22 protein-coding genes are annotated in these 19,055 nt (G+C 27.6%); 19 read left to right on the forward strand and 3 right to left on the reverse strand.

Features of this window, described 5'->3' with window-relative positions; translation table 11 throughout:
• Positions 1–522: IS607 family transposase (locus BUA19_RS10215; protein ID WP_207645988.1), on the reverse strand; the 522-nt coding region annotated here is incomplete at its 3' end.
• Positions 523–780: 258 nt separating this feature from the next.
• Between BUA19_RS10215 and BUA19_RS10220 the strand changes: the two genes are divergently transcribed.
• From BUA19_RS10220 to BUA19_RS10275, 12 genes are all read left to right on the forward strand, one after another.
• Complete coding sequence (locus BUA19_RS10220) at positions 781–1,395, forward strand: hypothetical protein (RefSeq protein ID WP_072726202.1); 615 nt, start codon at positions 781–783, stop codon at positions 1,393–1,395.
• A gap of 92 nt (positions 1,396–1,487) precedes the next feature.
• Positions 1,488–1,883: a holo-ACP synthase gene (acpS, locus tag BUA19_RS10225; protein ID WP_072726204.1), complete on the forward strand. Its 396-nt coding sequence runs from the start codon at positions 1,488–1,490 to the stop codon at positions 1,881–1,883.
• Positions 1,873–2,325 (forward strand): CBS domain-containing protein, encoded by a 453-nt coding sequence (locus BUA19_RS10230; RefSeq protein ID WP_072726206.1) that lies wholly within the window; start codon positions 1,873–1,875, stop codon positions 2,323–2,325. The genes acpS and BUA19_RS10230 overlap by 11 nt, the downstream gene beginning before the upstream one ends.
• 34 nt (positions 2,326–2,359) lie before the next feature.
• Positions 2,360–2,944, forward strand: a complete 585-nt coding sequence (gene gerS, locus BUA19_RS10235; protein ID WP_072726208.1) for a germination lipoprotein GerS — start codon at positions 2,360–2,362, stop codon at positions 2,942–2,944.
• Between the two features lie 16 nt (positions 2,945–2,960).
• Positions 2,961–4,121 (forward strand): alanine racemase, encoded by a 1,161-nt coding sequence (gene alr / locus BUA19_RS10240; RefSeq protein WP_072726217.1) that lies wholly within the window; start codon positions 2,961–2,963, stop codon positions 4,119–4,121.
• 29 nt (positions 4,122–4,150) lie between these two features.
• Entirely contained in the window at positions 4,151–4,435 is a 285-nt protein-coding gene (locus BUA19_RS10245; RefSeq protein ID WP_330389088.1) for a CopG family ribbon-helix-helix protein, read from the forward strand.
• Positions 4,428–4,790 carry a type II toxin-antitoxin system PemK/MazF family toxin gene (locus BUA19_RS10250; RefSeq protein WP_072726219.1) on the forward strand — a complete coding sequence of 121 codons (363 nt, stop codon included), beginning with the start codon at positions 4,428–4,430 and terminating at the stop codon, positions 4,788–4,790. The genes BUA19_RS10245 and BUA19_RS10250 overlap by 8 nt, the downstream gene beginning before the upstream one ends.
• Positions 4,791–4,848: 58 nt before the next feature.
• Entirely contained in the window at positions 4,849–6,408 is a 1,560-nt protein-coding gene (gene murJ, locus BUA19_RS10255; RefSeq protein WP_072726221.1) for a murein biosynthesis integral membrane protein MurJ, read from the forward strand.
• 4 nt (positions 6,409–6,412) lie between these two features.
• Positions 6,413–7,885, forward strand: coding sequence for an O-antigen ligase family protein (locus tag BUA19_RS10260; protein ID WP_072726223.1), 1,473 nt, complete (start codon positions 6,413–6,415; stop codon positions 7,883–7,885).
• Positions 7,860–8,963: a glycosyltransferase gene (locus tag BUA19_RS10265; protein WP_072726225.1), complete on the forward strand. Its 1,104-nt coding sequence runs from the start codon at positions 7,860–7,862 to the stop codon at positions 8,961–8,963. Before BUA19_RS10260 ends, BUA19_RS10265 begins: the two co-directional genes overlap by 26 nt.
• Before the next feature lie 11 nt (positions 8,964–8,974).
• Positions 8,975–9,442: a DUF4330 domain-containing protein gene (locus tag BUA19_RS10270; RefSeq protein WP_072726227.1), complete on the forward strand. Its 468-nt coding sequence runs from the start codon at positions 8,975–8,977 to the stop codon at positions 9,440–9,442.
• Between the two features lie 15 nt (positions 9,443–9,457).
• Positions 9,458–9,955 (forward strand): DUF4330 domain-containing protein, encoded by a 498-nt coding sequence (locus tag BUA19_RS10275; RefSeq protein WP_072726231.1) that lies wholly within the window; start codon positions 9,458–9,460, stop codon positions 9,953–9,955.
• 21 nt (positions 9,956–9,976) lie between these two features.
• Here BUA19_RS10275 and BUA19_RS10280 read toward each other — a convergent pair whose 3' ends face one another.
• Positions 9,977–12,322 carry a phosphodiester glycosidase family protein gene (locus BUA19_RS10280; RefSeq protein ID WP_072726233.1) on the reverse strand — a complete coding sequence of 782 codons (2,346 nt, stop codon included), beginning with the start codon at positions 12,320–12,322 and terminating at the stop codon, positions 9,977–9,979.
• Positions 12,323–12,456: 134 nt separating this feature from the next.
• Between BUA19_RS10280 and BUA19_RS10285 the strand changes: the two genes are divergently transcribed.
• The 7 genes from BUA19_RS10285 to BUA19_RS10315 all read left to right on the forward strand — a co-directional run bounded on the left by BUA19_RS10285 (position 12,457) and on the right by BUA19_RS10315 (position 18,750).
• A complete protein-coding gene (locus BUA19_RS10285) occupies positions 12,457–13,584 on the forward strand; it encodes a glycosyltransferase (protein ID WP_072726235.1) in 1,128 nt (375 codons plus the stop codon).
• A gap of 17 nt (positions 13,585–13,601) precedes the next feature.
• Positions 13,602–14,102 (forward strand): hypothetical protein, encoded by a 501-nt coding sequence (locus tag BUA19_RS10290; RefSeq protein ID WP_072726237.1) that lies wholly within the window; start codon positions 13,602–13,604, stop codon positions 14,100–14,102.
• A 29-nt stretch (positions 14,103–14,131) separates the two neighbouring features.
• Positions 14,132–15,220: a polysaccharide pyruvyl transferase CsaB gene (csaB, locus tag BUA19_RS10295; protein WP_072726239.1), complete on the forward strand. Its 1,089-nt coding sequence runs from the start codon at positions 14,132–14,134 to the stop codon at positions 15,218–15,220.
• Positions 15,221–15,302: 82 nt separating this feature from the next.
• The gene (locus tag BUA19_RS10300) at positions 15,303–16,052 is read left to right on the forward strand and encodes a WecB/TagA/CpsF family glycosyltransferase (protein WP_072726241.1); all 750 of its coding nucleotides are present in this window, start codon (positions 15,303–15,305) and stop codon (positions 16,050–16,052) included.
• 16 nt (positions 16,053–16,068) lie between these two features.
• Positions 16,069–16,935, forward strand: a complete 867-nt coding sequence (locus BUA19_RS10305) for a YitT family protein (RefSeq protein ID WP_072726243.1) — start codon at positions 16,069–16,071, stop codon at positions 16,933–16,935.
• A gap of 58 nt (positions 16,936–16,993) precedes the next feature.
• Entirely contained in the window at positions 16,994–17,815 is an 822-nt protein-coding gene (locus tag BUA19_RS10310; protein WP_072726245.1) for a transketolase, read from the forward strand.
• Positions 17,815–18,750, forward strand: coding sequence for a transketolase family protein (locus BUA19_RS10315; RefSeq protein ID WP_072726247.1), 936 nt, complete (start codon positions 17,815–17,817; stop codon positions 18,748–18,750). The genes BUA19_RS10310 and BUA19_RS10315 overlap by 1 nt, the downstream gene beginning before the upstream one ends.
• Positions 18,751–18,834: 84 nt before the next feature.
• Here the strand turns inward: BUA19_RS10315 and BUA19_RS10320 are convergent.
• On the reverse strand, positions 18,835–19,055 hold a 221-nt coding region (locus BUA19_RS10320), incomplete at its 5' end, for a transposase (protein ID WP_143145414.1).

Consider the following 19,055-nt stretch of genomic DNA (forward strand, 5'->3'; position numbering starts at 1 on the left):
TATTGTCATTAAATCTTCAACCATTTCTTGCTCATAAGTTTTTTCTTCTGTGTTGTTCATAACTATAATTTCTACATTATACTTTTTACAAATACTTTCAAAGAAGTCATAACCAAAGCGTACAAACCTGTCTTTATAAGCAATTATTACTCTTTCAACTTGATTAGATAAAATTAAATCCCACATTTTTTGAAAGTTAGGTCTGTTATAATTTAAAGCACTTCCTATATCTGAAAAGATTTCATCTATAACATATCCTTTAGCAATACAAAACTGCTTTATATTTTCAAGTTGATGTTCTAATTCATTCTTTTGCTTATTTGAAGATACTCTTGCATAGACAATAGTTTTTCGTGGCAAGGGTTTTTGAAGTAAATTACTAGCTATTATAAAATGTTCATCTGTATACCTTCTGTGTCCACTATCAAGTTTAATTGGACACAATTTTCCTTCTTTATCCCAATTCCTTAAAGTTTGTATTGTTACACCTAATTTTTTTGAAAATTTTCCTATTGAATACATTAATATCACCTCTGATATTATAATATCAGAAATATGCAAATTATTCGATAGATTTTTATAGATTTTTATATATTTTAATCAACTGTTATAGTCGCCTCATGTAAATATTTTTTCCAAAGGTAAAAAAATAATTCAATAGTTTTATTGACTAAAAATAGTTTATTTAGTAAATTTTTTTAGTGGAAATTTTGAGAATAAAGAAAAAAATTTTTTTGACGATTTATATTTTGGAAATATATTAAAGAAAGGTTGTGAATTATGTTTTTGGGTAAAAAACAAATAGATATAGATTTAGCTGAGAAAATAATAAAAAAAAATAAAATACCAATATTAACGCAATATGAGCCATGGAAAAAACTTTTTAATGAAGGTGTGAATAAAGAAATAAAAGTTTTTGCAAAAGAGCTTGATGATATTTTAAAGAGAAAAAAGGAGCTTGAAAGAGAACTTATCAAACTTCAAAATCAAAAACCAAAAAAAATGGCTAAAATAATATATATATCAAATGAATTAAATACAAATAAAAATCAAGCTGCAGAAGTGGAATTAGATAAATTGAAAAAAGAAATGGAAGAAATAAATGATAATATAGATAGTATATTTGAAGAGCTTGAAGTAATTCCAAAATTGATAGAAGAAAAAAATTTAGATCTTTTAAAAGCTACAGTTAAATATTCATACGATGATATGAATAAGGGTGAAAGTAGATTGAGTGAAATTCAAGAAGTTATAGCAAAATTGAGAAAAGAATTGACTTTATTAAGAGAAGAAAAGGAGCAAATAGAAGAAAAGGTAAATTATATCTATAATTTTTTACATTCTTTACTTGGGTATAAGGATATGGAAAAGTTAGATAACAAATTGTTGAAATAATTTAAACATGTGCCACTAAATCATTGAATTTGTGATTAAGTGGTTCTTTTTTGTTATAGTATAAATGTAGATTGCATTTTGGGAGGTATTTTATGAATATTTTAGGCATAGGAGTAGATATAATAGAAATAGATAGAATAAAGAATGCTGTAAATAGAAATAATAGATTTTTAGATAGAGTATTTACTGAAAAGGAAATAGAGTATTTTGAAAGTAAAAATTTTAAAATCGAGACTATTGCCGGAAATTTTGCAGCTAAAGAGGCTGTAAGCAAGGCTTTTGGAACAGGTATTAGGAATTTTAAATTAACGGATATTGAAATACTAAGAGATAATCTTGGAAAACCTCATGTAAAATTATATAATAATTTATATAAATTATCTAAAAAACTAAATGTTGTTGAGATTATGATTTCTATATCTCATTGTAGAGAATATGCAGTTGCAAATTCATTAATATTGAAAAGGGGGAATTCGATTGAAGGCTAAAGATATTATGACTTGTGATGTTATATCGGTAAATAAGGAAACTAGTATTGAAGAAATTGTAAAAATACTTTTGGAAAAGAGAATAGGCGGTGTGCCGGTAGTAGATGATGAAAATAGAGTAATTGGAATAATTTCAGAAACTGATATTGTAAAAAAAGAAAAAAATATAAATATACCTTCATTTATAACTATTCTTCAAGGTGTCGTGTTTTTGGATAGTTTGAAGAGCTTAGAAGAAGATATTAAAAAAATAGCAGCTTATAAAGCAGAAGATATAATGTCTAAAGATGTTTTAAAGGTTTATGAAGAAGATAGTCTTGAGTATGTTGCAAATCTCATGATAGAAAAATCTATAAATAGAGTTCCTGTAGTTGATAAAGAGAATAAGATAAAGGGTATTATATGTAGATATGATATAATAAAGGCTATGTATAGTTTATAAGTTTTATTATAAATTTGATATTGGGGGAGATTTTGTGAAAAAGTGGATTGTGTATACCCTATTAGGTTTTGTTTTTATTTTTTTACTTACTGGGTGTAGTGAATCCACAAATGAAGAAGTGTATTATAAGTTACATAAGAAAATAACAAATTTAAAATCGTATTCCTGCATAGCTCGTATTAATGTATTTGGAAATAAATCATCTAAAGAGTATATTGTAAAGCACTATTATAAAGCTCCTGATTATTATAAATTAGAAACTTTAAGTCCTAGTAATATAAGGGGAAAAGTTACTATTTACAATAAGGATAATATTATAGTAAAAAATCCAAATTGCAAAGATGAGTTTAGAATTACTTATAAAGGGATAGAAAATAGGTATTTATTTGTAGGAGATTTTATAAAAAATATACTTGAAAATGAAAATTTAGATGTATTTTCTGATAGGTATTTTTTGATTTTAGAAACTAGTATACCAGGTTCATCTTTTTATTTTAGTAAAGAAAAAATATATATAGATAAAAAAACGTTAAAACCTAATAAATTAGAAATAATAGATTCAAATGGTAAAAAAAGATTTATTGTTATTTATAAAGAATTTAAGTATAACGTAAATTAGGTTGAGGGGGAGAAAAATGAGTTATAAAATTGGATCTACTTGGGCAGAAATAAATATAGATAACTTAAAAGAAAATTATAGAAATATAAAAAAACTACTCAAAGAAGATACAAAAATATGTGGTGTAGTTAAAGCAAATGCATATGGCCATGGCTCCGTACAAATAGCAAAGGCATTAATTGAGGAAGGAGTTGATTATTTAGCAGTTGCGACTCTAAAAGAAGCTTTAGAGCTCAGAAATAATTATATAAAAAAGCCCATACTATGTCTTGGATATATACAAGAATGCGATTTTAAATTAGCACTGGAAAATGATATAGACATTACTATATACTCGTATGAATCAGCACAAAAATTGAATAATACAGCAAGTAAAAATAAAAAAACGGCAAATATACATATAAAACTAGACACAGGAATGTCAAGGCTTGGTTTTCAAATAGAAGATAAAAGCGTGTATTACATAGAAAAAATATATAACTTCCCAAATATAAATGTAGTTGGAATATACAGTCATTTTGCTATGGCAGATGAAAAGGATAAGACTTTTACGAATATGCAGTTTAAAAAGTTTGAGTACATAACGAATAAATTAGAAGATAAAGGTATAAAAATACCGATAAAGCATATATGTAATAGTGCAGGTATAATAGATTGTCCAAATTACCATCTTGATATGGTGAGAAGTGGAATAATCTTATATGGACACTATCCTTCTAATGAAGTAAAAAAAGAACTTATTAATCTAAAGCCTGTAATGACATTGAAAACTAAAATATCTCATCTGAAAATATTAGAGCCAGGAAGAGGTATAAGTTATGGTCAAAAATATAAAACTCGGGACTACACTAAAATAGCTACAATTCCTATAGGATATGCAGATGGATTTACAAGGATGTTAGGAGAAAATGCAAATGTTAAAGTAAAAGATAAATTAGTTCCTGTAGTTGGAAGAATATGTATGGATCAATGCATGATAAATGTCAATGATTTAGATGTAAATATAGGTGATGAGGTGAAGATATTTGGTGAAGATTCCGATATAAGAATAGAGAGATTTTCTGATGCTCTTAATACTATAAATTATGAACTTTTATGTATGATCTCAAGGAGAGTACCACGTGTATATTTGGAAGGAAATAGAGTTTTACAGACTTTAGATTATTTGGTAAAATAGAAAGGTATTTAACTTTGGGAGGCGATTTTGTGTCTAGTTGTATGGGTAAAAAGAAAATAGTAGTAAGTTTGCCTAATAGCTTGCTTGCAGAAGTAGATAAGATAATAAAAGTAGAAAATAAGAATAGATCAGAATTTATAAGAGAAGCTATGAAATTGTATTTAAGAGAAAAACGAAAAATAGAGACAAGAGAAATTATGATAAAGGGATATAGAGAGATGGGAGCCATAAATTTAGCGCTAGCAGAAATGGGTCTTAGTGTTGATGTATCTTCTTTAGAGGGGTATGAAGGGAAGATAGCAGAAGGTGAATAATAATTTAGAAGTTAAAAGAGGAGATATATTTTATGCTGATTTAAGTCCGGTAGTAGGATCTGAACAAGGTGGAGTTAGACCAGTTCTTATAATACAGAATGATATAGGAAATAAATACAGTCCTACTGTTATAATAGCAGCTATAACATCTCAAATAAATAAAGCAAAATTACCTACTCATATAGAGATAAATGCAAATGATTATGGTTTAAATAGAGATTCAGTAGTATTACTTGAACAAATAAGAACTATAGATAAAAAAAGATTGAGAGAAAAAATAGGGCATTTTGATGATGGATTGATGGAAAAAGTAGATGAAGGCCTCCAGATAAGTTTAGGGTTGTTTGAAATTTAGTGAGCCTGTAAAAAGGCTCACTTTTGTGTAAAATAAAAAATATAAAGGAGAAGTTATGTTGAAAAGAAATACAGCAATAAGAGTAGTTAGTTTTATGGTTTTCATAACTTTTTTTTCTAAAGTTTTGGGTATGTTAAGGGATGTGTTTATAGCTAGTAAATACGGTATGGGAACTGAAGCTATAGCATTTTCAACTGCGAGTAGAATTCCTTTATTTTTCTTTGATTTAGGTTTAGGAGTTGCTATTTCTTCAACGTTTATCCCTATTTTTAACGAATATCTTAAAAACAATGAAGAAAATAAAGGAATGGAATTTTCTAGTGTTTTTTTAAATTGTGTATTTATTTTATCTGCGTTTATAGTTGTCATAGGAGTTTTGTTTTCAAAGAATATAGTACATATGGTTGCTGGTGGATTAGATGAAAGTACGCTTTTATTATCTGCTAAACTTCTTAGAATCTTATTTCCTATGATAGTATTTACGGGTTTAGCTTTTACATTTGTTGGAATATTACAGTCTTTTGGAGAATTTAATATTCCTTCTTTAATTAGTTTAGCATCAAATTTAATAGTTATAGGATATTTGATTTTTTTAAATGATAGATTTGGAATAGAGGGATTAGCCGTTGCAATGCTTATAGGCTGGATTTCTCAAGTGGTTATACAAATACCTTCACTTGTCAAACATGGATATAAATATAAATTTATGTTGAATTTAAAAAATGAAGGTATGAAAAAAGCTGGAGTATTGATGTTGCCAATTTTAATAAGTGCATGGGTTCAACCTATCAATACAATGGTGAATATAAGATTGGCATCTTATTTGAATAAAGGACAAGCAGTAGTAGCCTTAGATTATGCAAATAAATTATATATTACTGTTGTTGGAATTTTTATATATTCAGTTGTAAATTTGATTTTTCCTTCTTTATCTAGAATAAATATTTCAAAAGACAAAATGGAGTTTATTAAAATAATTAATTTAGCTATTAGATCTATTATTTATATTTTATCTCCAGTTATGGTTATTTTTATAATATTAAGAGTTCCTTTGATTTCTTTAGTTTATGAAAGGGGACAGTTTGATTCGCATTCTACATATCTTACATCAGAGGCATTTATGTATTATTCTATAGGAATGATAGCGTGGGGAATTCAAGAAATTATAAATAAGGCTTTTTATGCTTTACATGATGCTATTACTCCTATGAAAATAAGTATTGTAGGTATTGTATTTAATATATGTGTAAGTTTTTTATTGGCTTTTAAAATAGGTATGAAGGGATTAGCATTAGCTACTGCTATTTCTACGATTAATATTTCGATTGTTTTAATTATGGTTATTAATAAAAAGATAAATGGAATATTCGATACTAACTTTTTATATTACTTTTTAAAAATGGGAGCAGCATCACTTTTTACAGGAATTGTGATAATGTTTGTGAATAACATTATGACAAATATAGTAAATTTAAATACATTACTATATAAAGCAATAAAAGTAGGAGTACCTTCTTTAATTGGAATTATTTTTTACGTTATATTTACTATGTTTATAGGAATTGAGGAAAGCAAAATTTTCATTGATATTGTAAAATCAAAACTAAAAAGGGGGTAGTTTTTTGAAAAATTATTATACGAATAGTATTACATATGGATTATTAAGCATAATTGCAAATTCGTTTAACAATTTAGTAAAACAAAGCTTATTTATTCAGTTTTTTTTTAGAAATTTAAATGAATACATAGTATTTGAAAATAGTTATTTTTATAAGATTGCTATTTTACCTATAAAATTATTAAAAAATATATCTAATGGTATTCAAAAGCATTTAAAAGAGAGTTTTATTTTGAATATTTTGAATAAATTTATTTTATCGAGATTAGAAGTGATGATTTTTTTAACTGTATTTTTAGTGCCATTTATACCGACAAAGGTTTTGTTGGGAATTATATCATTAAATGTAGTATTGTTTTTGGTGAAGAGGATGTATGATAATAACTTTAAATTAGTATGTACTCCTATGGATATATTTATGATTTTGTTTTCAATGACTGTAGTTTATAGTGGTTTAACTTCATTTACTGTAAAAAGTAGTTTGAGTATAGGCATTTTATATATATTGTTTATTTTATTCTATTTTGTGGCTGAAAATACGATAAAATCATACGATAGTATATATTATGCTTTTGTATTTATGGTTTTTGCAGGATTTTTAGTATCTTTATACGGTATATATCAACATTTTACATTAGCAGATACTGTACAAGCATGGGTTGATACAGAAATGTTTGAAGATATAAAATCAAGGGTTTATTCTACATTAGACAATCCAAATGTATTAGGAGAGTATTTGGTTTTATTAATTCCTATGTCTATTGCATTGTTTTGGGAAAGTAAAAAGAATTCTCAGCGTTTAATTTTTATTGTTACAACTATAACTATGATTGTATGTTTAGTATTTACTTATTCTAGAGGAGCTTGGCTTGGATTGATGTTGGCATTATTTATTTTTGTAGTATTTTTAGATAAAAGGTTGATTTTATTAGGGGTAGTAGCTTTATTGATAATGCCTTTTGTGTTGCCGCCGTCTATTATAAATAGGTTTGCAAGTATAGGAAATATTCAAGACTCTTCATCTGCTTATAGAATATCTATATGGTTAGGGTCTTTGGGGATTGTAAAAGATTATTGGATATCTGGTATTGGAATGGGTACAGAGGTTTTTAAAATGATATACAGTAGGTATGCATTATCTGCAGCTTATGCGCTTCATTCTCATAATTTATATATACAATTATTAATAGAATTTGGTATTGTAGGATTTAGTTTGTTTATTTTAATGATTGGCGTTTTTTATAAGAAATTAATTATTTCATATAAGAAAAAAAGTAAATTTATATCTACTTTCATGATTGCATTGTGTTCAGGGTTAGGCGGATATCTTTTACAGGGGTTAGTAGACAATATATGGTATAATTATAAAGTAGTATTTACATTTTGGATTATTATAACATTTGGAATGGTTTGTTATAACTTGATAAATCAAGATTTGGGGAGAATCAGTTATGATAAATGTGATTCATGTAATTAGTGATACAAATATAGGTGGAGCTGGAGTATGGATTTTAAACTTTTTAAGAGAATTTAATAGAGATAAATATTTGGTTAAAGTTATTGTACCAAAAGGAAGTTTACTTGTAGATAAAATAAGTAAAGTTGAGATTGAAGTTATAGAAGTTGAGGGGATGAAGGACAAATCATTTGATATTAAAATTATAAAGAAATTATGCGGTATATTAAAAAAAGAAAAATGTGATATTTTACATACACATGCGAGCATTTCGGCGAGAATAGCCGGTAAAATGGCTGGTGTAAGGAGTATAATTCATACAAAACACTGTATAGATAATGAAGAGAAAAATGTAGTTAAGAAAAGTATAAAATCTTATATAAATAGATTTATAAGTGATAGAATTATAGCTGTATCTGAAGCTGTAAAAAATAATTTAATTGTAAATGGAATACCTGAGGAAAAAATTATTTGCATACATAATGGAATTAAAAATTTAAAAGAAATTAGAAGAGAAGAAAAAAACAAGATAAGAAAAGAATTGGGGATTGGTTTGGATGATATTGTTGTAGGTATTGTTGCGAGACTTGAAGAAGTAAAGGGACATGAATATTTTATAAAAGCGGCAAAATCTATATTGCAAAAAAATAATTCAGTTAAATTTATTATTGTAGGGTCAGGTTCGAGAGAACTGGAATTAAAGGAACTTACAGAGAAAATGCAAATAGAAGAATATGTAATTTTTACAGGGTATGTAGAAAATATAGAAAATATAATTAACATTGTAGATATAAATGTTATTACTTCTATTTCAGAAGCGTTGTGTATTTCGTTGATTGAAGGAATGAGTTTAGGAAAGCCTTCTGTTGGAACTAAAATAGGAGGAATTCCAGAAGTAATAATAGATAATTATAATGGTTTTTTAGTTCCGGTAAGGGATTCTGAAAGTTTAGCAATAGCTATATTAAAATTGATAGAAGATGAAGAACTGAGAAATTATATGGGTAAAAATGCAAAAAAGCTGATGGAAGAAAAATTTACAGTTTATAATATGACTAAGAAAATTGAGAAATTGTACGATGAATTGATTAATAATTAGGAGGCAGTCGTATGAAAGGTAAAAAAATAAATATAATTGATATAAGTATTATTTTATTAGTTTTATTGGTTGCTGTAGGAGGATATAAAATTATTTCAAGTAAAAACAATCAAAATCAATATGAAAATAAAGTGTATTATGATGTTGAATTCAAATTAAAGGATAAGAATTTATTTGATTATATAAATATAAATGATACAGTAAAAGACAGTAAAACAGGAAGTTATTTAGGTAAAATTGTAGATAAAAAGATAATTAAATCTACTAAGATAACAGAAAACAAAGAACAAGGAAGGTTTGAGAAAACTGTAATTCCAGATAAGTATGATATTTTACTTACAGTAGAAGCTAATGGAATTATTGGAGAAAATAATATAATTGCTGAAGGAACAGAAATAAGAGTAGGTAAATTGATGTATATAAAAGGCAAGGGGTATGCTAGTAAAGGTTTTATAACAGGAATAAGATTTGAAGAATAAAAGAGGTGATTTTTTATGATTATTGATAACAAAGGAAAGCTTTTTGGGAAAATAAGTATAATAGATATTTTAGTTGTATTGTGTATTTTTTCATTTGTATTAGGAGTATATTATAAGTTTTTTCATGTAAAAGAGATTAAAGCAGTTAATAGTTTAGATACAATAGAATATAAAATAGATATAAAAGATATAAGAAAAGCATCTGTTGATTCATTAAAAAAAGGTGTAGAAGTTTATGAAAAAAGAACAGATAGGTATTTAGGGAAGGTAGTTGAAAAGAAAGTTGTTCCTATGGAAGCTTATATTGAAAAAACAGATGGAACAATAGTGAAAGCAGAAAAACCTGATAGATATGAAATGATTATAACTTTAGTTACTTCTGGAGTAGAAAGAGAAGATTCGTTTTTAGCAAATGGAAATAAAGAGATTAATGTAGGGTCGGAGATAAATATAAAAACTAGATTAGTTAGTTTTGTAGGAGTAATAAGTGATGTTAAAAAAATAAATAAATAAAGCCAGCAAATTTTGCTGGCTTTATTTAATATCAAATACATTTTTTTCTTGATAAGTTACATTTTCACCGTTTACAATTACCTCGATGTACTTAAATTTACTTAAATCTCTAGTTGTATTTGGGAATTTAGGTGTTCCTATATATCTTATTCCATTTTCTACATTTATATTAAATTTATCGTTGTTGTAAAAAACAAATACATTTTTATTTTGTTTAACGAGATTTTCATATAATGTGTCTTTGAAAAGTTGTAATTCGTATATATCTTTAAATCCACCTTTTACATTTGATTCTAAAGGTCTTGGCAATAAAATAAATATATTTTTGCTTTTTATATTTTTTATATTTTCTTTTAACCATAACCACTGTTTAGCATCAGAAGCTCTTAAACCGTTATTTTTATTATTGAGAGTTATAAATGTGCTTTCTTTAAAATTAGTTAAGCTAGGTTTTGTTATATCTATATAAGGTATATTTAAATTATTCTTATCAGTTGAATTAATTTGAGATACAAAAGTAGCTATATTATTGTTTTTGTTGAATTTATCTAATGTTTTAATCATAATGAGATTTTTTGCTAAAGTATCTCTTTTTAATGTATCAGAAAAAACAGAAAATGAAAAATTATTTTTTCCTTCTAATACACTAGAATTTTTATTTAAAGGATCTGGAAGTGTTATATCATCAGGTAGTTTGATTGTATTATTTTCATTAGAATCGACATTTACAATAGCGTGTGTATTAACTTGGCCAAAAGACGCTGTTATAATACAATTTCCTGATTTTAATCCTTTTATATAATTATCTTCTATAGTGCATATGTTTTTAGGAATATTCCATTTAACATCAGATAAATTAATAGGAGCACTGTAACCTTGAGAATCTTTACCAGTGATGTATAAGTTTAAAGTTTGTCCTGATTTAATGTTTATGTTTTTTGTGTTTATAGTAATGGAAGATGGTAAATCGAGTACTTTTATATTGTAATTTGAAGAAATATTTTTGTATGTTGCAGTAATTGTTCCATGGCCTGTTGATGTTGGGAAAAATTTATTGTTTTTAAATTTTCCTTTAACTCCACTGACACTCCATTTTATTTTATTAATATCAATATCCACTGGATTGAAGTTTTTATCATATGCTTTTACTGTAAATGACCTAGATGTATTTACGAAAATGTTTTTGCTTTTACTTTCTATTAAAAGTCCATATACATCTTCTTTAGGAGCAGAAGTTGTAATTCCTATAGAGTTGATTACTTTTCTAAGAAATCCATCAGAAGGATAGTTTATAACTTTTATTTCTGGATCAGCAAATGATTTTGAAACAAGAGTAGTTGACCCTCCGCCATCGAGATTTACAGCATTATATGCTCCTAGTTCTATCATTAAGTTTGCTAATTCAAGTTCTGACATGCCTTTACTCACTAATTGGCGTCCGTCTACAGTGACCATATAGAATGTTTTTCCAGAAGCATCTACTCCTATTGCTGTTCGTGGGTGAACTCCTTTTATTCCATCTGTAAATTTTTGTATTTCACCGTCTTTTACTAATAAAGTACCAGCACCTAAAGCGTATTTTAAATTTTCAAAGTTAGGTTCGGCTGATATATCTAGTTTAATTGGATCTCCTATTTTGAAATTGTCAATTAAAAATGTGTTATAATCAGTTAGGGTTGTTAATATGTATCCGTTTTCTGGAATTTCTACAGGTTCCATGTTTCTTCTTATATCTTTTACAATGTTGTCTTCTACTACAACTTCTACTGTACTTCCACTTGACCCCATGGATTTAGTACCCCAATTTCTGTCATAGAGTACTATTGAATCAAGAGAGTCGTACTTATTCATATATTTTATTGGATGTGAATTTCCGTTAGGTGCAGTAATAGTTAGTTGAATATCCCAATATTTAAAAATTACATTGTTTGAATTATCTATAAGTATTGAACTCATACCTTGTTGCTTAGATGTATTTGATATTAAATTACCGTTTTTTACAATAGGACCGATGGAACTTCCTCTATCGCTCACTCCTCTTACTTTTTGAAAGAAATCTGCATTTATTGCAGCTACTGCATCGTTATTTTGTGCATATTGTAATACATTACTCATGTAGTTAATTCCTCTTGGATCTGTAAAAAGTTCTACATTTATGTTTTTATTAGAGAGGTCTGCTTTTATTACGTTGATGTTAAGCCATCCTTCATTAGTGAATCGGTGGATATTTGTTCTTGTAACTCCTTTTGTAAGTATTTCTTCTGTTATTTTATCGTGAATAATAAATTTATCTTGAGCAAATGAATATGAGAACAAATTAAATATTATAAAAAGTGCGATTAAAATAGAAATTTTGTATTTTTTCATGAATAATGACCCCCTGCCGTATAGTTCAAACTTATTTTATATTATATAATATTATTAAGTTGATGTATACAAGGAAAAAATGTATATTAATGTATGTGTCCATATTTATGAGTGTCTTTATTGGAGGTAAAAAAATGAAAAATAGTTATAATATATTGTTGACTTTGATGGGGCTTGAAATAGGAGGAGCAGAAACACATGTAATTGAGTTGGCTAAAGGTTTGAATAAAAGAGGATTTAATGTTTGTGTAGCATCTAATGGTGGGGTTTATGTCAATGAATTGGTTAAAAATGGAATAACCCATTATAAAGTTCCTTTGCATAATAAAAAGCCCTTTAATATTATAAAGTCGTATTTCTTGCTTAAAGACATAATTAAAGCAGAAAACATCGATTTAGTTCATGCTCATGCTAGAATACCTGCATTTATATGTGGTATGTTGCATAAAAGAATGAATTTTTCTTTTGTTACAACTGCACATGGAGTATTTAAAACGGAGTTTGGTTTAAAGTATATAACTAATTGGGGGGAAAAAACTATTGCTGTAAGTGAAGATATAAAAAAGTATCTTATGGATAATTATCATATTTGTGAGGATGATATAAAAGTTACTATTAATGGGATAGATACTAAAAAATTTTCACCAGATGTTGATTGTGAAGATATAAAAGGGGAGTTTGATATTAAAGATGTAAATAAAAAAATTGTTCATATCAGTAGGTTGAATAAAGATACTAGTGATGTTGCGTTTCAACTTATAAAGATAACTCCTGATTTAGTAAAAGAAATAGATAATTTGAAAGTATTGATTGTTGGAGAAGGAAATATGTTGAGAGAGTTAAAAGAAAAAGCAGAAGAAGTAAATAAAAATTTAAAGAAAAAAGTAATTATAATTACTGGAGCACGTACGGATATAAATAAATTTCTAGTTATATCAGATGTGTTTGTTGGGGTAAGTAGGGCCGCATTAGAAGCCATGGCTACTGAAAAACCAGTAATTTTAGTTGGAAATCAAGGATATTTAGGTATTTTTGATAGATCAAAATTTAAGTTGGCAATAGATAGTAATTTTACGTGTAGAGGACAACAAAAATTTAGAGAAGGTGTACTAAAATCGGATATTTTAAAAATAATAAAAGAATATAGCAGTGAAAAAATAAAAGAAATACAAACTTTTGGAAGAAATATTGTGGAAGAAAAATATTCTGTAAGTAAAATGGTACAGGATAATATAGAAGTGTACTTAAAGGTACTAAATTAAAAGAAGGGAGAAAAAATATGAAAAAATCAATATTAAAGAATAAAGCATTAATAGCTGTAGTGGTATCTTCAATTGTACTTACAACAACTTATATTGCAAAAGCTTCAGATTTTGAGCCGGGTTCTAAAGATGATCCTATAATTACAAAGTCTTATTTAGACGATCAAATATCTAAAATTAAAGAATATTTAGATGATAAGCTGAGGTTATTCAAGGAAGATAAGGAGTTTGCTGAAACAATAAATGGAAACAGTAGTTCTTTAGAAATAGTTGAAATAAAAAAGGGACAAAAAATAATTCTCCATGAAGGAAGTCAAATAATATTAAGAGCAGGCAAAGCTTCTATTATAGATAGTGAGCAAGGTGGAATAGCAGATTTGACTAAAGGAGTAGATTTAGTAAAAGGACAGTTAGTTCCTAAAAATCACTTGTTAATGGTTCCCCGTTCAGATGGTAGAGGAGTGGAAGGTTTAACTGATTCAATTTTTATGGTTATAGGAGCATACGATATCAATTGATATTATAAAAGAGAGGAAGAAATTGTGGTATGAAGTCAATATTTATATTTGGTTATTATGGATTTCAAAATATAGGAGATGAAGCTATACTATCTTGTATAATAAATGACTTAAGGAAATTTATATCAAATCCTAAAATAAAAGTTTTAACGTATAATGCAGAATTGACTAAAAAAGAACACGGAGTTGATACTATAAGTAGAACAGGAATAGTACAAGTTATAAAGGCAATAAAAGAAAGTGATTTAGTTATAAGTGGAGGAGGTTCTCTTTTACAAGATGTAACTAGCAGTAGATCTCTTATATATTATTTGAGTTTGATTTTTTTTGCAAAACTTTTTAATAAAAAAGTCATGTTTTATAATAATGGATATGGACCTGTAAATAAAAAACTCAATAAATTTTTTATAAAAAAAATACTTAAAAAAGTAGATTTAATTACGCTTAGAGATGTAGATTCAAAAAGAGAATTAGAAAAAGTGGGTTTGAGGAATAATAATATTAATGTAAATGTAGATACTACATTTACATTGATGTCTTCAGATGAAAAAAAGCTTGATGAGATATTTAGAATAGAATCTATTCCTTTTGATAAAAAAATTGTAGGTATTTCTCCTAGAAAATGGAGAAATGATGGGAGGACAAAGGAAGTTATAGCTAATGCGATAGATTATATATCATCTAAAGGATTAAATGTAGTATTAATTCCCATGAAATATCCAGATGACTTGGAATACTGTAATCAAATTAAAGAAATTTGCAATTCAAATCCGTACATAATAAAAAATTATTATTCTCCAAAAGATGTTTTAGGTATAATAGGAAGATGTCATTTTTTAATAGGTATAAGATTACATGCTCTTATATTTGCTGCTGCAAAGCTCGTTCCGATGATTGGAATTGAGTATGATCCTAAAAATAAGAGTTTTTTGGAAATGGTCAGCCAAAAAAATGCAGGAAGAATAGAAGATATTGAGGAAGAAGATTTGTTTTTGTATATAGATGATGTATTGAAAAATATAGATGTTTATAGGGAGATACTTAAAGATAAAACTAAAAATTTTAAAGATATGGCTTTAAAAACGGGAAAAATGGCGAGTGAACTTATTGATGAATAAATATTTTTAATTATTTTTTCAATATAATTAAAAATTCTGATTTCAAATATAATTTTTAGTGATATAATAATGAGGTGATATATTGGAAAAGATTTATGTTCTAGGAGTTCCTGTACATAAAATAAATATGAATGAGGCTTTGGATAAATCAATTGAATTTTTAAATAGCGATGAAAAAAGGGTAATATTTACTCCAAATAGTGAGATAGTAATGATGGCTAAAGATGATAAACATCTTTTAAGTGTTATTGAAGGAGCAGATTTAGTTATTCCAGATGGAATAGGGCTAGTACTAGCTTCTAGAATTATAAAAAAACCTCTTGAGGAGAGGGTTACTGGAATAGATCTTATGGAAAATATTCTAGATTACTGTAATAAAGCTAAAAAGTCTATATTTATATTGGGTGGAAAACCTGGAGTTGCTGATAAGGCTTTAAAAAATATAAGTAAAAAATATCCAAATATAAAAGCTTTGGGGAGTTATCACGGGTATTTTAAAGGATATCATATAGGTTGTGAGGGACATGATGAAGAAAAATCTGTAATTGACCTTATTAATAATTTAAAGCCAGATGTGTTATTTGTTGCGTTTGGTGCTCCAAGACAGGAGTTTTGGATTAGAAGATATAAGGATGAAATAAATGCAAATATTTTTATGGGTGTAGGTGGAAGTGTCGATGTGTATGCAGGAGAAGTTAAAAGGGCTCCTGTAATTTATCAAAAATTAGGCCTTGAGTGGTTTTACAGATTAATAAAAGAGCCATGGAGATATAAAAGGATGATGGCACTTCCTAAGTTTGTTATAGAAGTTTTAAAAAGTGTGAAGAAGTGATAAGGAGATAATAAAGATGAGAAAAAAACATTGGTATAATTATCTGCTAGAGTATGTTATGATAACAATAGGATGTGCTCTTATGGCAGTATCCATAGATTTGTTTTTAGCACCTCATACAATAGCTCCAGGAGGAGTTTCAGGACTTGCTGTAGTTATAAAAAAATTAATGGGGATACCAGTATCAGTTACAATACTTGCTATAAATATACCGTTATTTATAGCTGGTGTTATAATTCTTGGAAAAGCATTTGGAGCTAAAACAGCTTATGCTGTAGGAGCATTGTCTTTTTTTATAGGAATGTTTAACAAGTTATTTAATCACTTTATCCCAACAAATGATTTGCTTTTATCAGCTATTTACGGTGGAGTTTTACTAGGTGTAGGTATAGGGTTTGTATTTAGAACAGGAGGTACTACAGGAGGAACTGATCTTGTTGGTGCAATACTCAATAAGTACTTTCCAACACTTAGTATACCAAAATTAATGATGTTTCTTGATCTTACAATTGCTACATCTGCTGGTATTATAAATAGAAATGTAGAAATAACTTTATATTCTTTAATTGCTTTGTACATAATAGTAAAAGTAGCAGATTTTATAATTGAAGGAATGGGATATTCAAAGGCGTTCTTTATTATTTCCAATAAATCTGAAGAAATAAGTAATGAAATAATTCAAAGCTTAGGAAGAGGAGTTACTGCTTTAAAGGGTAAAGGAATGTATACTGGTGAAGATAAGGAAGTTTTGTTTATAGTTATAGATAGATCACAAGAAGTAAAGCTTAAAAATATAGTTAAAGATGTAGATGAAAATGCATTTATTATGGTTGCTAATGTTCATGAAGTTTTAGGTCAAGGTTTTAAACCTATTAAGATGTAAATTACTTTGTTGAATTTATTTTTTTCAACAAGTTAAAATATAAGAAGGAGGGTAACAAATGAGAGATCATAATGAATTAAAAAAAGTTGCTAATAGCATAAGAAAAAATATAGTTCAAATGATCCATGAAGCAAAATCTGGTCATCCAGGAGGATCTTTATCTGCTGTTGAAATACTTACAGCTTTATATTTTGATGAAATGAATATAGATCCTCAAAATCCTAAGAAAGAAGATAGAGATAGATTTGTTCTATCAAAAGGTCATGCAGCACCTGTACTTTACTCTGTGCTTGCTGAGAAAGGATATTTTCCTAAAGAAGAGCTTTTAAAGCTTAGAAAAATAGGGGCAATGCTTCAAGGACATCCTGATATGAAAGGAACTCCTGGCGTTGAGATGTCAACAGGTTCTTTAGGACAAGGATTTTCTGCAGCGTGTGGAATGGCAATGGCATCTAAAATGGATAATGCGCCATGGAGAGTATATGTATTACTTGGAGATGGAGAAGTTCAAGAAGGTATAGTTTGGGAAGCTGCAATGAGTGCAGTTCATTATAAACTTGATAATTTAGTAGCATTTTTAGACTATAATGGACTTCAAATAGATGGAAAAAATGAAGATGTAATGAATATAAATCCTATAGTTGATAAATTCAAAGCTTTTGGATGGAATGTAATAGAAATAGATGGACATGATTATGATCAAATATTTGCAGCTCTTGATTCTGCAAAAGAAACTGTAGGACAACCTACAATGGTAATAGCTAAAACTGTTAAAGGAAAAGGAATTTCTTTTATGGAAAATGAAGCTGGATGGCATGGAACAGCTCCTAGTGATGAAGATTTAGCTAATGCTTTAAAAGAATTAGGGGGTGAAATGTAATGAAGAAAATTGCAACAAGAGAAGCATATGGTAATGCTCTTGTAAAACTTGGAAAAGAAAACGAAAATGTAGTAGTACTTGATGCAGACCTTTCAAAATCTACTAAGACAGCAGGATTTAAAAAGGAATTTCCAGAGAGATTTTTCAATATGGGTATAGCAGAGCAGAATTTAGTTGGAACTGCTGCTGGACTTTCAACTGCTGGTAAAATACCTTTTGCAAGTACATTTGCGATGTTTGCAGCGGGAAGAGCTTTTGAAATAATAAGAAATTCTGTTTGTTATCCGAAATTAAATGTAAAAATATGTGCGACTCATGCGGGAATTAGTGTTGGAGAAGATGGAGCGTCTCATCAATCTGTAGAAGATGTAGCAGTTATGAGATCTATTCCTAATATGACAGTAATAGTTCCTGCTGATGGAGTTGAAACTGAAAAAGTAATATTTGAAATTGCAAAATACAATGGACCTGTATATGTAAGACTAGGAAGATCAGCTGTTCCTACTATATTTGATGAAAGTTATGAATTTAAGATAGGTAAAGGAATAGAAATAAAAGAAGGAAATGACGCTACTGTAATTGCATGTGGAATTATGGTGAATGAAGCAGTTAAAGCTCATGAAATATTAAAAGAAGAAGGAATTTCTTTAAGAGTTATAAATATGCCTACAATTAAGCCGATAGATAGCGATATAATTGTAAAAGCTGCAAAAGAAACTAAAGCTATAGTTACAGCAGAAGAACACAATATAATAGGTGGACTTGGATCAGCAGTTTCTGAAGTTTTAGCAGAAAATTGTCCAGTTCCAATGAAAAGAGTAGGTGTAAAAGATACATTTGGAGAATCTGGAACACCAGCGGAACTTTTAGAAAAATATGGATTAACTGCTGATGAAATAGTAAAAGCAGTAAAAGAGGTAATTAACAATAAGTAAGTCTTAATTTTAGGTTCTTTGTCAAATAGTGTTGGTAAAGAGAATCACAAAGTTAATTGTTGGCCGTTTAAAACCGAATAGGTTTTAGACGGCTTTTAACTTTAGTAAATTTTGACTTATAAGTATTCTATTCTTGAAATGAAAAAAGCTTTTGTAGCCAAATGCAATCCTTTTTATTACTTTAATTTTATTATTAATTCCTTCAATTAATCCGTTTGTATAATCACATTCAAATGTATTTTTTATATAGTCTTTATACTTTTTAATAGATTTAATAGATGTTTTCATGTAATCAGATATATCTG

Origin of the sequence: Tepidibacter thalassicus DSM 15285, from assembly GCF_900129915.1 — a bacterium.
Taxonomy (GTDB): domain Bacteria; phylum Bacillota; class Clostridia; order Peptostreptococcales; family Peptostreptococcaceae; genus Tepidibacter; species Tepidibacter thalassicus.

Excerpts from the sequence above, each read along its gene's own strand:
- BUA19_RS10220 (WP_072726202.1), top strand. The coding sequence starts at position 781 with ATGTTTTTGGGTAAAAAACAAATAGATATAGATTTAGCTGAGAAAATA.
- acpS (WP_072726204.1), top strand. The coding sequence starts at position 1,488 with ATGAATATTTTAGGCATAGGAGTAGATATAATAGAAATAGATAGAATA.
- alr (WP_072726217.1), top strand. The coding sequence starts at position 2,961 with ATGAGTTATAAAATTGGATCTACTTGGGCAGAAATAAATATAGATAAC.
- BUA19_RS10265 (WP_072726225.1), top strand. The coding sequence starts at position 7,860 with ATGATAAATGTGATTCATGTAATTAGTGATACAAATATAGGTGGAGCT.
- BUA19_RS10270 (WP_072726227.1), top strand. The coding sequence starts at position 8,975 with ATGAAAGGTAAAAAAATAAATATAATTGATATAAGTATTATTTTATTA.
- BUA19_RS10275 (WP_072726231.1), top strand. The coding sequence starts at position 9,458 with ATGATTATTGATAACAAAGGAAAGCTTTTTGGGAAAATAAGTATAATA.
- BUA19_RS10280 (WP_072726233.1), bottom strand. The coding sequence starts at position 12,322 with ATGAAAAAATACAAAATTTCTATTTTAATCGCACTTTTTATAATATTT.
- BUA19_RS10285 (WP_072726235.1), top strand. The coding sequence starts at position 12,457 with ATGAAAAATAGTTATAATATATTGTTGACTTTGATGGGGCTTGAAATA.
- BUA19_RS10290 (WP_072726237.1), top strand. The coding sequence starts at position 13,602 with ATGAAAAAATCAATATTAAAGAATAAAGCATTAATAGCTGTAGTGGTA.
- csaB (WP_072726239.1), top strand. The coding sequence starts at position 14,132 with ATGAAGTCAATATTTATATTTGGTTATTATGGATTTCAAAATATAGGA.
- BUA19_RS10305 (WP_072726243.1), top strand. The coding sequence starts at position 16,069 with ATGAGAAAAAAACATTGGTATAATTATCTGCTAGAGTATGTTATGATA.
- BUA19_RS10310 (WP_072726245.1), top strand. The coding sequence starts at position 16,994 with ATGAGAGATCATAATGAATTAAAAAAAGTTGCTAATAGCATAAGAAAA.
- BUA19_RS10315 (WP_072726247.1), top strand. The coding sequence starts at position 17,815 with ATGAAGAAAATTGCAACAAGAGAAGCATATGGTAATGCTCTTGTAAAA.